At 70.5% G+C, this 12,893-nt stretch carries 13 protein-coding genes, 1 tRNA gene and 1 other RNA gene; 8 read left to right on the forward strand and 7 right to left on the reverse strand.

The window, feature by feature from the left end; genetic code table 11:
* Nucleotides 1–7: 7 nt before the first annotated feature.
* Genes QN206_01950 through QN206_01975 form a run of 6 tightly spaced genes read right to left on the reverse strand, consistent with a single transcriptional unit; the run spans nt 8 to nt 6,209 of the window.
* The gene (locus QN206_01950) at nt 8–823 is read right to left on the reverse strand and encodes an HAD-IIA family hydrolase (protein MDR7613572.1); all 816 of its coding nucleotides are present in this window, start codon (nt 821–823) and stop codon (nt 8–10) included.
* A complete protein-coding gene (gene dapF, locus QN206_01955) occupies nt 820–1,674 on the reverse strand; it encodes a diaminopimelate epimerase (GenBank protein MDR7613573.1) in 855 nt (284 codons plus the stop codon). Before dapF ends, QN206_01950 begins: the two co-directional genes overlap by 4 nt.
* Nucleotides 1,671–2,759, reverse strand: a complete 1,089-nt coding sequence (locus QN206_01960; protein ID MDR7613574.1) for a D-alanine--D-alanine ligase family protein — start codon at nt 2,757–2,759, stop codon at nt 1,671–1,673. Before QN206_01960 ends, dapF begins: the two co-directional genes overlap by 4 nt.
* 24 nt (nt 2,760–2,783) lie before the next feature.
* Nucleotides 2,784–3,932 carry a citrate/2-methylcitrate synthase gene (locus QN206_01965; GenBank protein MDR7613575.1) on the reverse strand — a complete coding sequence of 383 codons (1,149 nt, stop codon included), beginning with the start codon at nt 3,930–3,932 and terminating at the stop codon, nt 2,784–2,786.
* The gene (prpB, locus tag QN206_01970; GenBank protein ID MDR7613576.1) at nt 3,929–4,822 is read right to left on the reverse strand and encodes a methylisocitrate lyase; all 894 of its coding nucleotides are present in this window, start codon (nt 4,820–4,822) and stop codon (nt 3,929–3,931) included. The genes QN206_01965 and prpB overlap by 4 nt, the downstream gene beginning before the upstream one ends.
* Before the next feature lie 7 nt (nt 4,823–4,829).
* Complete coding sequence (locus tag QN206_01975) at nt 4,830–6,209, reverse strand: MmgE/PrpD family protein (GenBank protein ID MDR7613577.1); 1,380 nt, start codon at nt 6,207–6,209, stop codon at nt 4,830–4,832.
* Nucleotides 6,210–6,395: 186 nt separating this feature from the next.
* On the opposite strand from QN206_01975, the gene QN206_01980 reads away from it, so the two are divergent.
* The 4 genes from QN206_01980 (at nt 6,396) to ffs (ending at nt 8,838) form a co-directional block, all read left to right on the forward strand.
* Nucleotides 6,396–6,491: transfer RNA gene (locus QN206_01980), tRNA-Ser, on the forward strand.
* Nucleotides 6,492–6,572: 81 nt separating this feature from the next.
* On the forward strand, nt 6,573–7,613 hold the full coding sequence (rtcA, locus tag QN206_01985; GenBank protein MDR7613578.1) for an RNA 3'-terminal phosphate cyclase: 1,041 nt from the start codon (nt 6,573–6,575) through the stop codon (nt 7,611–7,613).
* On the forward strand, nt 7,552–8,532 hold the full coding sequence (locus QN206_01990) for a DUF402 domain-containing protein (GenBank protein MDR7613579.1): 981 nt from the start codon (nt 7,552–7,554) through the stop codon (nt 8,530–8,532). Before rtcA ends, QN206_01990 begins: the two co-directional genes overlap by 62 nt.
* Before the next feature lie 37 nt (nt 8,533–8,569).
* Nucleotides 8,570–8,838: signal recognition particle sRNA large type (ffs, locus tag QN206_01995), an RNA gene on the forward strand.
* Between the two features lie 5 nt (nt 8,839–8,843).
* Here ffs and QN206_02000 read toward each other — a convergent pair.
* Nucleotides 8,844–9,746 carry a type II CAAX endopeptidase family protein gene (locus tag QN206_02000; GenBank protein MDR7613580.1) on the reverse strand — a complete coding sequence of 301 codons (903 nt, stop codon included), beginning with the start codon at nt 9,744–9,746 and terminating at the stop codon, nt 8,844–8,846.
* A 59-nt stretch (nt 9,747–9,805) separates the two neighbouring features.
* Here QN206_02000 and dnaX point away from each other — a divergent pair, with 59 nt between their 5' ends.
* Genes dnaX through QN206_02020 form a run of 4 tightly spaced genes read left to right on the forward strand, consistent with a single transcriptional unit; the run spans nt 9,806 to nt 12,890 of the window.
* Nucleotides 9,806–11,542 carry a DNA polymerase III subunit gamma/tau gene (gene dnaX, locus QN206_02005; GenBank protein MDR7613581.1) on the forward strand — a complete coding sequence of 579 codons (1,737 nt, stop codon included), beginning with the start codon at nt 9,806–9,808 and terminating at the stop codon, nt 11,540–11,542.
* Nucleotides 11,451–11,756 (forward strand): YbaB/EbfC family nucleoid-associated protein, encoded by a 306-nt coding sequence (locus tag QN206_02010; protein ID MDR7613582.1) that lies wholly within the window; start codon nt 11,451–11,453, stop codon nt 11,754–11,756. Before dnaX ends, QN206_02010 begins: the two co-directional genes overlap by 92 nt.
* A gap of 13 nt (nt 11,757–11,769) precedes the next feature.
* The gene (gene recR, locus QN206_02015; GenBank protein ID MDR7613583.1) at nt 11,770–12,366 is read left to right on the forward strand and encodes a recombination mediator RecR; all 597 of its coding nucleotides are present in this window, start codon (nt 11,770–11,772) and stop codon (nt 12,364–12,366) included.
* Nucleotides 12,363–12,890 (forward strand): ribonuclease H-like YkuK family protein, encoded by a 528-nt coding sequence (locus QN206_02020; protein ID MDR7613584.1) that lies wholly within the window; start codon nt 12,363–12,365, stop codon nt 12,888–12,890. Before recR ends, QN206_02020 begins: the two co-directional genes overlap by 4 nt.
* The last annotated feature ends 3 nt before the right edge of the window (nt 12,891–12,893 follow it).

Here is a 12,893-nt window from a genome sequence, read left to right on the forward strand (position 1 = left end):
CTTCTGCTCACGGAGGGCTCTCAGGCTTAGGCCATCGGGCGATGAGGTCCGGGAGGTCACGCACCACGAGGTCCGGGGGCGCTCCTCCCTCCCCGGTTTCCCGCGAGACCCCGGAAAGCACCAGCACCGTCCGCATGCCCATGCGAACCCCTCCCGCGATGTCCGTTCCGACCTGGTCCCCGATCATGAGGGCCTCCGCGGCCGGGACGCCGAGCCGCCGCAGGGCGGCCTCCAAGAGGGGGCGCTCGGGTTTGCCCACCACCACGGGGGTTTTGCCCGTGGCCACCTCGATGGCGGCCACGAGGGCCCCCGCGCCCGGCCACAGTTCCTCCCCCACGGGGAGCACGGGGTCCCGATTGGTGGCGACGAACTCCGCTCCCCGCCGGATGGCCCGGCAGGCGGCCCGAAGCTTCGGGTAGGTGAACTCCACATCGAGCCCCACCACCACGAACGCCGCCGCTTCTGGGTCCTCCGAGAGCTCCATCTCCGCCTCCCGGAGCGCGCTCCGCAGGCCCTCCCCACCGATGGCGTACACCGGGGTCCCCGGCCGGGCCCGGGCCCGCAGGTACTCCGCGGCCACCTGGGCGGAGGTTACGATCCGGTCCGGTGCCACGGAGATCCCCATGCGGCGCAACCGCTCCGCGTACTGCTCCGGGGTCTGCGTGGCGTTGTTGGTGGCGAAGACGAAGGGCAGCCCAAGACGCCGCAGGTGATCCAGGAACTCCGCGGCTCCCGGCAACACCGTCTCCCCCCGATACACCACCCCGTCCAGGTCCAGCACCACGCCCCGGATGGTTCCGAGCCACGGAACGGGATTCCTCACCGCAGCGCCTCCACGAACTCCGGGGAGAACTCGCCCCGGTAAACCTCCGTGGCGGGACCCGTCATCCGCAGGAGGAAACCCTCCCCCACGTGAATCTGCAGAGTTCCCCCCGGCATCTCCACGGTCACGTCCCGCCCTGTGAACCCACAGCGCACGCAGGCCGCGGCCACCGCGCACGCGCTGGATCCGGAGGCCAGGGTCTCCCCGGCTCCCCGCTCCCAGATGCGGATCCGCACCTCGCCCCGGCCCACCACCTGCGCGAACTGCACGTTCGTGCGTTGGGGGAACGCGGGGTGCCGCTCGAGGGCCGGCCCCAACCGCCGGAGGTCCACTCCTTCCAGGTCCTCCACGAACACCACGCAGTGCGGGTTCCCCACCGTCAGGGCGGTGATCCGCACCGCTTCGCCCTCGACCTCCACCGGCTCGTCCACCACCTCCCGGGGAGGACCCACCATGGGGATGTGGGGGCTCCAGAAGCTCGCCTCGCCCATGTCCACGGTGATCTGCCCGACCCGGCCGCCCACCACTTCCAGTTCGCACGTGACGATCCCCCCGGGCGTCTCCACGGTGAAGCGGGTGCTCCGGGTGAACCCGTGGTCGTACAGGTATTTCGCGAAGATCCGCAGCCCGTTCCCGCTCTTCTCCGCCTCGCTGCCGTCTGGGTTGTAGATGCGCAGCCCGAAGTCCGCGCGGTGGCTGGCCACGTGGACCAGCATCCCGTCCGAGCCCACGCCGAGGTGCCGGTCACAGATCCGTCGGATCGCTTCCGGGGTGAGGGGGAAGGGGAGGGCCTGGGATTCCACCACGAGGTAGTCGTTGCCCAGCGCGTGGGCCTTCACGAACCGGCTCATCTCATCCCTTCCTTCCGGGCGAGGATCTCTCCGCCCGCGTAGGTGGTCCGCAGTGCGCTTTTCTGCCGCCACCGTTCCAGGGCGAGGTCCACGAGCCGCGAGATGAGCTCCCGGTAGGGAATCCCGGAAGCCTCCCACAGCTTCGGGTACATGCTGATGGGGGTGAAGCCGGGGATGGTGTTCACCTCGCTCACGTAGGCAGCACCCCCCCGCTCCACCAGGAAATCCACCCGGGCCATCCCGCACAGCTGGAGGACCCGGTAGGCCTCCAGGGCCAGGAGCCGTACGCGCTCCGCGAGCTCCCGCGGGAGGGCCGCGGGGATCACCAGCTCCGCGCCGTGCGGATCCAGGTATTTCGCCTCATACGTGTAGAAGGCATGGGTCGGCCGGATCTCCCCCGGGACGGATGCGATGGGGTCGTCGTTCCCGAGCACGCTCACCTCCACCTCCAAGGGCTGCGGGACTGCCCGCTCCACCAGCACCGCGAGGTCGTACTGGAGGGCGTCCTCCACCGCCTTCCCGAGTTCCTCCTCCGCCTCCACCCGGTGGATGCCCACGGAGGAGCCCAACCGGGTGGGCTTGACAAAGCAGGGATAGCCGATCCGCTCCCGGATCTTCCGCCGCACGCCCTCCGGATCCCTCCGCCACCGGCTCGCGGGGAACATCTGGAAGTCCACCACGGGAAGGCCCGCGGCCCGAAGCAGGGTCTTCTGCACCCCTTTGTCCATGCCCACCGCGGATCCCAGCACGTCTGCGCCCACGTACGGGACGTTCAGAAGCTCGAACAGCCCTTGAACCGTGCCGTCCTCCCCGTACGGGCCATGCAGAACCGGGAACAGGACGTCGCAGACCACCTCCCCTCCCGGTACCAGGAAGACCGCCCGTCCGGGTCGGTCCAACCGAAGGGCCGCGGGCTGGCCCGCCACGAACCAGGAACCGTCCCGGCCGATGAAGATCTCCACCACGGAGAAGCGCTCGGGATCCGCGGCCCGGATCACGTTGCGGGCGGAGATACAGGATACCTCGTGCTCCCCGCTCCTCCCCCCGTAGACCACCCCAAGCCGGATCCGTTCCGTCTCCGCCACGCGGCCGCCTCCGGGGAGGGCGCCCTAGACGCCCGAGGACGCCGGGACCGGGCGATAGGACGGTCCCTCGTACCGCACCCGGGGTCGGAACAGGCGGTTGTCCTCGTGCTGTTCGGTGACGTGCGCCACCAGCCCCGCGATCCGGGCGCAGAGGAAGATGGGCGTGTACAGGGGGATGGGAACTCCCAGGAGGTACAGCAACAGCCCGATGGGGTAGTCCACGTTGGGGTAGATGCCCTTCTCCCGGGCCATGACCTCCTCCACGACGCGGTAGATGGCAGCGAGCTCCCGGCCTTCGGGACGGCGGTCCGCGAGCTGCGGGAGATACCGCTGGAGCAGTACGGCCCGGGGGTCGTGGCGCCGCATGTACACCCGATGCCCGAACCCCATGATGCGTGCCCCCCGCTGCAGCCTCTCCATCACGTACGCCTCCGCCCGGGCGGCCCCACCCTGTTCCAGGATCTCCAGGAGCATGTGCATGGCGGCCTCGTTGGCCCCCCCGTGGAGGGGTCCCTTCAGGGAGGCCGCGGCTCCCGTCACCGCGCCGTAGAGGTCCGATAGGGTGCTGGAGATCACCCGGGCCGCGAAGGTGGAGTTCGGCATCTCGTGCTCGATGTAGCAGGTGAGGATGGCGTCGAAGACCCGGAGGGCGGTGGGATCCGGTTGATCCCCCAGGATCATCCGGAGGAACCCGCCCACGAACCCCGCCTCCCGGTCCGGTCGCACGGGCTGCTGTCCGTTCAGGATCCGGTAGGCGTTCGCCGCGAGGGTGGGGGCTTTCGCCAGCAGGCGCAGACCTTTTTCGCGGTTCGCCTGCGGGCTGGGATCCTCCAGGACCGCGGGGTCCTCGTACCCCGCCAGGAACGAGATCCCGGTGCGCAGGGCGTCCATCACGGAGGTGGCGCGGGGCAGGAGGGCCAGCATCTGGTACGCCTCTGCCGGGACCTCCGCCGCCTCGCAGAGCCTCCGCTCGAATTCCGATGCCTGCTCGGGCGTGGGCAGTTCCCCGTAGAACAGGAGGTAGGCGGCGTCCACGTACGTGCGGTGCCGCGCCAGCTCGATGAGGTCGTAGCCCCGTACCAGGATCCTCTCGTGGTCCGTGTCGAGGTAGCTGATCCGGGTGACGGTGGCGATGACGCCTTCCAGTCCGGGACTGTAGGGGATCTCCGTCATGCTTCACCTCCGGCCAGCCTGCGATCCAGGGCCTCATACTCCTCGTACCGGATGAGCTCGTAGAGGGCCTGCCGGGTCTGCATGCGGGGGATCCAGTCCGCCTGGCTGCCTTTCTCCCGCAGGTCCTCGAACAGCGCCTCCACCGCCCGCATGGCCACCCGCAAGGCCGTCACGGGGAAGATCACGAGGCGGTAGCCGAGACGACGAAACGTCTCCACCGGGAGGAGCGGGGTGCGGCCGAACTCCGTCATGTTGGCGAGGAGCGGCACCTGCACCGCCTCCGCCACCGCCCGGAACTCCTCGGGGCTTTCGAGGGCTTCCGGGAAGAAGACATCCGCCCCCGCCTCCGCGTACAGCCGGCCCCGTCGGATCACCTCCGCGAGCCCGTGGGTGGCCCGGGCGTCCGTGCGGGCCACGACCAGGACATGCCGGCGCGCCTGAACCGCGGCCGCGACCTTCTCCGCCATGGCCTCCGCGGGGATCACCTCCTTGCCGCCGAGGTGGCCGCACCGCTTGGGCATCACCTGGTCCTCGATCTGCACCGCGGCCGCGCCCACGGCCTCCAGCTCCCGGACCGTGCGCACCACGTTCAGGGCCTCCCCGAAGCCCACATCCGCGTCCACGATCACGGGAAGCCGCGTGGCCCGCACCACCCACCGGACCGCCTCCACCACCTCGGGCAGGGTCACGAGCCCCAGATCCGGGAGGGCGAGGCTTGCGCTGTAGGCGGCCCCGGAGAAGTACAGGACCTCAAACCCCGCTTTCTGTGCGAGGAGCGCCACCAACGCGTTGAACACGCCGGGAACGGCCAGGACCTCCCGGGTCTTGAGGAGCGCCCGCAGCCGCAGGGCGGGATGCTCCTCGGTCGGTGGTTGCACCAGCCACGTCATGGAAGCCTCACACGTACAGGAGCCGCACGAGCTCCTCTAGGTCCTCCTGGGCCTCTAGCCGCCACACCCATTCCGCGACCCGCTCCGCCTGGGCCGGGGTCCACACCTCCGCCACGTTCCGGCGGAACTTCTCCATCACCTCCTCGTCCGTCATGGGGTTGCGGGCATGCCCCCGGGGGAACCGCACCTCCTCCTCGTACGTGGCCCCATCCTGGGTACGGACCGTGATGCGGTTGGGAATCCCCTCCGGGTAGCCACGGGTGAGCGCGGGATCCTCCTGGAGGGTCACCCGGTCCTTGAGGAACGCCCGGAGGTCCGGATCCCGGAACCGGGCCGGGATAAAGGAGGACCGGTTCACCTCGCCGTCCAGCAGGGTCACGGCCACGATGTAGGGGAGGGAGTGGTCCGCGGTCTCCCGCGTCTTCGGTTCCCACTTCTCCGGGTCCTTGGCGATGATCTCGTAGGCGGCCCGGAAGGTTTCGATGTGGACGGAGGCGATGCGGGCGGGATCCTGGATCCGCTGCCGCAGCCGCAGGGCCGCGTCCACCGCGCTCTGGGCGTGGTACTCCACAGGCCAGAACTTGATGTACGTGTCCCGGATGCGGGAAGGCGGTGCCTGCTCGGCAAGGGGTCTCAGGGCCGCCTCGTCGAACCGCTCTCCCCGCAGGAGCTGCGCGAAAATCCCCATCTCGCCCTCGAAGGGCCGGGATGGCCCCGTCATCCCGCAGGCGGCCAGGAGCGCCGCCTCCAGGGCATTGCGCGTGGCCTCTGCCGCCGCCGCGCCCTTCCACATGGAGAGCTCCCCGGCCCGGGTCTGGCGCATGGCCGCGTGCGGCACGGCGGTGATGGCCAGGGCGTGCTCGGTCTGCGGCGGCGTCAGCCCGAGGAGGTAAGCGGCTCCACACGCGGTCCCCAGAGCCGTGTAGTTCACGTGATCCCACCCGTGCGCCCGCAGGCTGGCCGCGTCGCACAGGCACACCCCCACCTCGTACGCCAGGGCGATGGCCGCGATGAGATCGCGCGGGTGACACCTCCGCCACTCCGCGAGGGCGAAGAGGGCAGGGATCATGTCGCTGGGGTGGAGGGGTTCCCGGGAGAGGTAGGTGTCGTTGAAGTCCAGGTAGCGCACCATCACCGCGTTGGCGAACGCCGCCGTGCCGGGCGAGGCCTTCACGGGGGTCCCCCACAGGGTGGCGCCGTTCGGGGTGGACAGCTCGTAGGCGTACGCCCGCGCCGCCTTCGGCGCGTCCTCCGCGAAGGCCGCCAGGGCCACGCCGAGGCTGTCGAGCACCCGGCGCTTCACCTCGTGCACCACCTCCGGGCTCAGGCGTTCCCACCGGACGGATGCGGTGTATTCTGCCAGGAGGCGGCTGTAGCGGTCCGACACCGAATTCCTCCGCAAGGGTTGCGTGGGTGCGGCCAGGACTATGGTACGATCCGGGACTCTCCTGGGGAAGCCCGCCCGTGGCGCCGGTCTGCTCTTGAGAGCTCGCCCTGGGCTTGCCGTTCGGCGGCCAGTTCGGTCATGGGTGCCTCCCCCCGGCCCGCTCTGGTATGCTAGGAAATGCGACGTGGAGGGGTGCGGGAGCCTGGTTGATCCGGCGCGCCTGGAGAGCGCGTAGGCAGGCCAAAACCTGCCTCGTGGGTTCAAATCCCACCCCCTCCGCCAGGCACGGCCACAGGGGCATTTCAGGGCGGTTTCCCCTCTCCGTTTGCCTCCGGGCCGGGACCTCCGTATGGTGGGGACGGGATGGTGGAGGTGGACGGGGCCCAGCGAAGCGGGAGCGGGACCATCGTGCGCACCGCCGCGGCGCTCGCGGTCCTGCTGGGACAGGACCTGCGCGTGACCAACGTCCGGGCCCGGCGGGAAGAGCCGGGCCTGCGCCCCCAACATCTGCGGGCCCTGGAGGCGGTGGCGGAGCTGTGCGCGGCACGGCTCGATGGGGCCCGGGTGGGCTCCCGGGAGTTCACCCTCCACGCGGCGCGGCGTCCGGAGGGTGGCCGCTACCACTGGGACATCGGGAGCGCGGGCTCCACCACCCTGCTGGCCCTGACGGTGCTCCCCGTCGCCGCGTTCGCCTCAGAACCCAGCGTATTCCGCATCGAAGGGGGGCTCTTTCAGGACTTCGCGCCCTCCGCCTTCCACCTGCAGCACGTGGTGCTCCCCACCCTCCGGCGCATGGGCCTCCGGGCAGAAGTGGAGATCCTCCGGCCCGGGTACGTGCCGAAAGGGGGAGGGATCCTCGAGGTGCGGGTGGAGCCGGTGGAAGGGGCCTTGCGCCCCCTGCGGCTCCTGGAGCAGGGGCAGGTCACCCGGGTCTGGGGGATCGCCCTCTCCTCCCACCTCCAGCAGCGGCGGGTGAGCGAGCGGATGGCGGAGCGGTGCGCGGCGAAGCTCAGGAGAGCGGGCCTGTGGCCGGAGATCGAGGTGATCTACGACCGCACGGCCCTCCAGCCGGGAGCCGCGCTCGCGGTCTTTGCGGAGACCAGCACGGGATGCCGCCTGGGCGCGGACCGTGCGGGGGTGAGCGGACGGCCCTCGGAGGCCATCGCGGACGAGGTGGCCCGGATGTTGCTTCTGGACCTGCGGAGCGGTGCGACCGTGGACCGCCACCTCGCGGACCAGCTGGTGGTGTACGCGGCCCTCGCGGAGGGGACCACGGAGTTCGTCGTGCCGGAGGTCACCGACCACGTGACCACCAACCTGTGGCTGGCGCAGGAGATCGCGCATGCGGAGGTCTCCCTCGACCACCGACGGGTGCGCATCCGGGGGATCGGGTATCGGCGTTAGGGTCCGCGGCATCTACACCACCGCCCTCACGTCCCTGCTGCTGCAGAACGGCTTCCGCATCGCGGATCCTTCTCCCGTCATCCGGCAGCGGTTCCGCCTTCCCGAAGACCCCGTTTTGCCGGAGGTGCGCATCAGCGACCAAGGAGACCGCCAGGGGATCCTCGTGATGGGCTCCCCGGAGGCGGCCCGGGCGGTGGTGCAGGCCCTGCGCCGGGCGCTCCCGCTCGTGGTGGTCCGGAGGAGATCCCGACTTGAGGGATTGATCTGCACCGTGGACTTCCCCGCGCCCGTGAAGGCGTTCCTGGACCAGGTGCGGGCCCGTCACGCCCCGACCCTCCCCGGACACCACCGGTTGCGGACCTGCGACGATGGCCGGCTGCGGGAGGCGGAGGCCCTGGGTGGAGGCGCGGATCGGGCTCAAGCCCTGGAGCGCGCGCTGATCTGGGACCGCTTGGTCCCCGGCGCTCCGTACCGGATCCACCACCGCAAGCCCGGAGCCCGTACCCTGGTGCTGCGGGGCACCGTGGAGCGCGTGGAGCCGGGCAGGATAGTGATGCGCCGCACCTTCCGCCCCGGCGGCACCTACGACAGCTTGGGCGCGGAAAAACGCGTGGGGGACTGGGGACTCGTGGAGCTGGAGCAGGGCGCGTGGTGGACGCGGCGCCGGTATTTCCGGGAGGGGGGAGAGGAGTTCGGCGAGATCTACAACGTGAACACGCCCGTGGAGATCTACCCGGAGTTCGCCGCCTACGTGGACCTGGAGGTGGACGTGGTCCGGTTCCCCGACGGACGGGTGGAGATCGTGGACACGGAGGAACTGGAAGTCCGGGTTCGCCAGGGGGTACTTCCCCGGGCCCTGGCCCACCTCGCCCTCCACGAAGCTCAGGACATCGCCCTCCGGCTCGCGGGGAGTCGCTAGCTGCTGCCGTTTTCCGGTGGTATACTGGGGTGCGCGGCCGTGCTAGGCGGGGAGCTGGCGGTTCCCTGTAACCCCCAACCCGCCACAGGGGGGCGGAAATCCCGACCTGAGGCGGCGTGCCTACGGGTTCCGGCCCGCGCGGACGGTGAGGAGGGCTGGGTCCTGCGCAACGGGAGCCTGTGAACCCCGCCAGGTCCGGAAGGAAGCAACGGTAAGCAGTCCCTCCCGTGTGCCGCAGGGGCACCTGGCCGGAGCCGCGCCCTGCGGAAACCGCCGCGGGTGCGTCCGTCGAGGGCGGGTGCACGGCCGCGCTACCGTCCCGCGTACGCGGAGACCAGGGCCACCAGGTTGTTGGCCGCGTGGATCACCACGGACGGGAGGAGGGAGCCCGTCCGTTCATACACCTCCGCTAGGGTCCACCCGAGCAGCAGGATGGGGAGGAAGTTCACCACCTGAAGGTGCACGGCGGCGAAGAAGGCGGCGGAGAGCAGGGCCGCGGATCGCGCCCCGTAGTGCCGCCGCAAGGGAGGGTACACGAACCCCCGGAAGAAGGTCTCCTCCGCCACGGGCACCAGGACCGCCACCAGGAGCGCGAACCCCACCACCCGGCCGGGATCCGAGAGGGGGGGCAGGGCCTGGAGGATGGGATTGGCGGCCTCCTCCTGCTCCGCGAGCCACCGCGCTTGGTCGTGCCCGATGAGAAGTCCCAGGAGGTATATGGACGCGGGCTGCACCACGTAGTGCACCGCGGGGATCACCGCCGCCGCCAGGAGGAGGCCCGTGCGGAGCTGGGCGGGCCAGCGGGCCACCTCGTACCCCAGGGCCCGGAGGGGAAGATCGTAGCGGACACGGGCCACGTACGCGCAGCCACCGAGGAACACCGCGCTCTGCACCACCACCGCCCCCGCCAGGGACGGGAAGTCGAGCGCAAGGCCTCCGGTAAGGCTCACCAGGAGCGGCAGCGCCACAATCACGAGGCAGGCGATCCCGAACACCTCCAGCAGGTCCCAGGTCCGCTCCTCCGCGCGGCGGGGCCGGACGCGGAGGGCGTAGATCGGGAAGAGGGCAGGGAAAAGTGCGGCCGTGGCCAGGGCCCAGGCAAGGGCAGCGGTTCCCATGCCCCGCCGCCGTCCGTCCCGGTACACCCACACCGCCCCCGCGGCCGCTCCCGCCGCGAGGAGGGCCACGAAGCCCAGCCGGAAAACCCCCTCCATCAAAGCCCCCGGAAGCCGCGGTCGTTCTCCAGGTAGAATAACAGTGTTTGGGGCCTCCCATGGGACAGGTCAACGGACACCTCACCCTGTACCGGAAGTGGCGTCCCGGGACGTTCGAGGAGGTGGTGGGGCAGGAGCGGGTGACCCGCACCCTCCAGAACGCCATCGCGCAGGGCCGCATCGTCCACGCGTACCTCTTCAGCGGCCACCGGGGAACGGGCAAGACCACCACGGCCCGGATCCTGGCCAAGGCGCTGAACTGTGTGCAGGGGCCCACGCCGCACCCGTGCGGGGAGTGTGTCCAGTGCCGCACCATCACGGAGGGAACTTCCCTGGACGTCATCGAGCTGGACGCCGCGAGCAACCGCGGGATCGACGAGATCCGGGAGATCCGGGAAAAGGTGCGGTTGCTGCCCGCTCAGGGTCGCTACAAGGTGTACATCCTCGACGAGGCCCACATGCTCACGGACCAGGCGGAGAACGCGCTGCTGAAGACCCTGGAAGAGCCTCCACCGCACGCGGTGTTCGTGCTGGTGACCACGGAGCCACATCGGCTCCCCGCCACCATCCTCTCCCGGTGCCAGCGGTTCGAGTTCCGGCGGGTGCCTCCCCCCCTCATCGTGCAGCGTCTCCGCATGCTGGCGGAACGGGAGGGGATCCGGATCGAGGAGGCCGCGCTGCACCTGATCGCCCGCAGCGCGGACGGTGCCGTGCGGGACGCGGAGGCGATCCTGGATCAGCTCATGGCCTTCGCCGGCGGACGCATCACGGAAGAGGACGTGGTGCGGCTCCTCGGAACCCTCGAGGAGGACCTGGTGGACCGGGTGGTGGCGGCGCTGCAGGCCCAGGACGTCTCCGCCGCGCTGCGCATCGCCGCGGAGGTGGCGGAAAGCGGTCGGGACGTGCGGCAGGTACTGCGGCGGCTTCTGGAGCACTTCCGGGATCTCCTGGTGGTGCGGGTGGCCCCGGACGCGAGGACCTTGGTGGAGGCAGGGGAAGAGCGGTACCGGACGATGCGGGAACAGGCCGCGGGCTTTCCCGAAGAAGAGCTCCTTCGGGCCATCACCGTGCTCTCCGCGGCGGAGGCCGAAGCCCGCTGGACCACCCAGCCCCGCCTGAGTCTGGAACTCGCCCTGCTGCGCCTCGTCCGGCCGGAGGTGGATCCCGGACTCGAGGGCCTGCGGGCCCGGGTGGCACGACTGGAGCGGATTCTGCAGGCAGACTCCGGGAAGACGGCGCCGGGAAAGCCCCTGCCCGCACCGGCACCGGACCCCAAACCCGGCAGCCCCCCGGAGCCTCCTCTCCGGGAGGAGGGGGGAGTCTCGCTCGATCGGGTGGTCAGCCGGTGGGAGGAGATCCTGGAGAGGATCCGGCGACGCCGAGCCTACACGTACGCCCTCCTGAGCGATGCGCGGCCCGTGGCCCTGGAAGGGAACGGCCTCGTGGTGGAGGTTGCCACGGGTGGATCCTTCGCAGCCACCACGTTGGGGGATCCGCGGCACCGTTCCCTCGTGGAGGAGGTCGTCCAACAGGTCCTGGGCGTGGCCCTGCGGGTGCGGTTTATCGCCTCTCCGAGGGAGGATTCGCCGCCTCCGCCAGAACAGGACCCTCTGGTCCGGCAGGCCACGCACCTGCTCGGCCCGCTCGTGGAATTCCGGCCCTTCGGCCCCCCGAGTCCCGCGGAGGAGGGATCCCGTGTGGAACATGAGCAAGGTGGTCAAGCAGGTACAAAGGGTCCAGCAGGAGATCGCCCGGATTCAGGAGGAGCTCGCCCGCGAGCGGGTGGAGGGGAGTAGCGGTGGAGGGGCGGTGCGGGCCGTGGTCACGGGGCAGGGAGAGCTCGTGGAGCTCCGCATCGCCCCGGAGGCCGTGGATCCCGCGGACCTCTCTCTGTTGGAGGACTTGGTGGTGGCCGCGGTGAACGAGGCCCTGCGCCGGGCCAGGGAGTTGGCGGCGTCCCGGCTGCAGGCCGCCACGGGCGGGCTGCAGCTCCCCGGGCTTTTCGGGTAGGATCGTTTCCAGGATGCACCTCCCCGAACCCCTCGCGCGATTGGTGGAGGAGCTGGAGCGGCTGCCCACGGTGGGGCCGAAGACCGCCCAGCGGCTCGCCTTCCACATCCTCCGCATGCCGGAAGAGCAGGTGCGTGCCCTCGCCCAGGCCCTCCTCGACGCCCGGGCGCAGACCCGTCCCTGCTCTGTGTGCTTCACCTGGACGGACGCGGATCCCTGTGCCATCTGCACGAGTCCCACCCGGGACCCCTCCGTCCTGTGCGTGGTGGAGGACGCCCGGGACGTGCTGGCCATGGAGCGCACCCGGGAGTTCAAGGGCCGCTACCATGTGCTCCAGGGCGCCATCTCGCCCCTGGAGGGGATTGGGCCGGAGGACCTCCGGATCCGGGAGCTGCTGCAGCGGCTCCAGGGCGGCGAGGTGCGGGAGGTGATCATCGCCACCAACCCCCGGGTGGAGGGCGACGCCACGGCCCTCTACCTCACGCGCCTCATCCGACCCCTCGGCATCAAGGTCACCCGCATCGCCCACGGACTTCCGGTGGGCGGGGACATCGAGTACGCGGACGAGGTGACCCTCGCGAAGGCCCTGGAGGGCCGAAGGGAGCTTTGAGGGAAGCCTGGGAGGCCGGGGCCCGATGGTTTATACTGGGCGTGGGTGTCGTCGTGGAGTATGTGAGCCCGACCTTCGGGCGCCTGTCCTTCGAGGAGATGTTCCGGGCCCTGGTGGCGTTCGTCCAGGAGGAGCCCGAGCGTCCCTACCACCTCATCGTCGGCACCGATTCCGTGGTGGCGGACCAGACCTGCTTTGTGACCGCCATCGTCATCCATCGGGTCGGCCACGGGGCGCGGTACTTCTACCGGAAGCAGTACAACCGCAAGATCACCAGCCTCCGCCAGCGGATCCTGTACGAGGCGGCCCTGAGCCTGGAGGTCGCCTTGCGGCTCTCCAGCGCCCTCGCCCACAACGGCTACGCGCAGCTTCCCATCGAGATCCACTTGGACGTCGGAGACCGCGGGGAGACCAAGTCCGTGATCCGGGAGGTGGTGGGGATGATCACGGGCTCCGGGTACGCGGCGAGGACCAAGCCGGAGGCCTACGTGGCCACCAAGGTGGCGGACCGGCACTCGAAGTGAGGC

Source organism: Armatimonadota bacterium, assembly GCA_031460175.1.
GTDB classification, from domain to species: Bacteria; Sysuimicrobiota; Sysuimicrobiia; order Sysuimicrobiales; family Sysuimicrobiaceae; genus Sysuimicrobium; species Sysuimicrobium tengchongense.

Excerpts from the sequence above, each read along its gene's own strand:
- rtcA (MDR7613578.1), top strand. The coding sequence starts at position 6,573 with ATGGTGGAGGTGGACGGGGCCCAGCGAAGCGGGAGCGGGACCATCGTG.
- prpB (MDR7613576.1), bottom strand. The coding sequence starts at position 4,822 with ATGACGTGGCTGGTGCAACCACCGACCGAGGAGCATCCCGCCCTGCGG.
- QN206_01990 (MDR7613579.1), top strand. The coding sequence starts at position 7,552 with ATGCGGAGGTCTCCCTCGACCACCGACGGGTGCGCATCCGGGGGATCG.
- QN206_01965 (MDR7613575.1), bottom strand. The coding sequence starts at position 3,932 with ATGACGGAGATCCCCTACAGTCCCGGACTGGAAGGCGTCATCGCCACC.
- QN206_02010 (MDR7613582.1), top strand. The coding sequence starts at position 11,451 with ATGAGCAAGGTGGTCAAGCAGGTACAAAGGGTCCAGCAGGAGATCGCC.
- recR (MDR7613583.1), top strand. The coding sequence starts at position 11,770 with ATGCACCTCCCCGAACCCCTCGCGCGATTGGTGGAGGAGCTGGAGCGG.
- dnaX (MDR7613581.1), top strand. The coding sequence starts at position 9,806 with ATGGGACAGGTCAACGGACACCTCACCCTGTACCGGAAGTGGCGTCCC.
- QN206_02000 (MDR7613580.1), bottom strand. The coding sequence starts at position 9,746 with ATGGAGGGGGTTTTCCGGCTGGGCTTCGTGGCCCTCCTCGCGGCGGGA.
- dapF (MDR7613573.1), bottom strand. The coding sequence starts at position 1,674 with ATGAGCCGGTTCGTGAAGGCCCACGCGCTGGGCAACGACTACCTCGTG.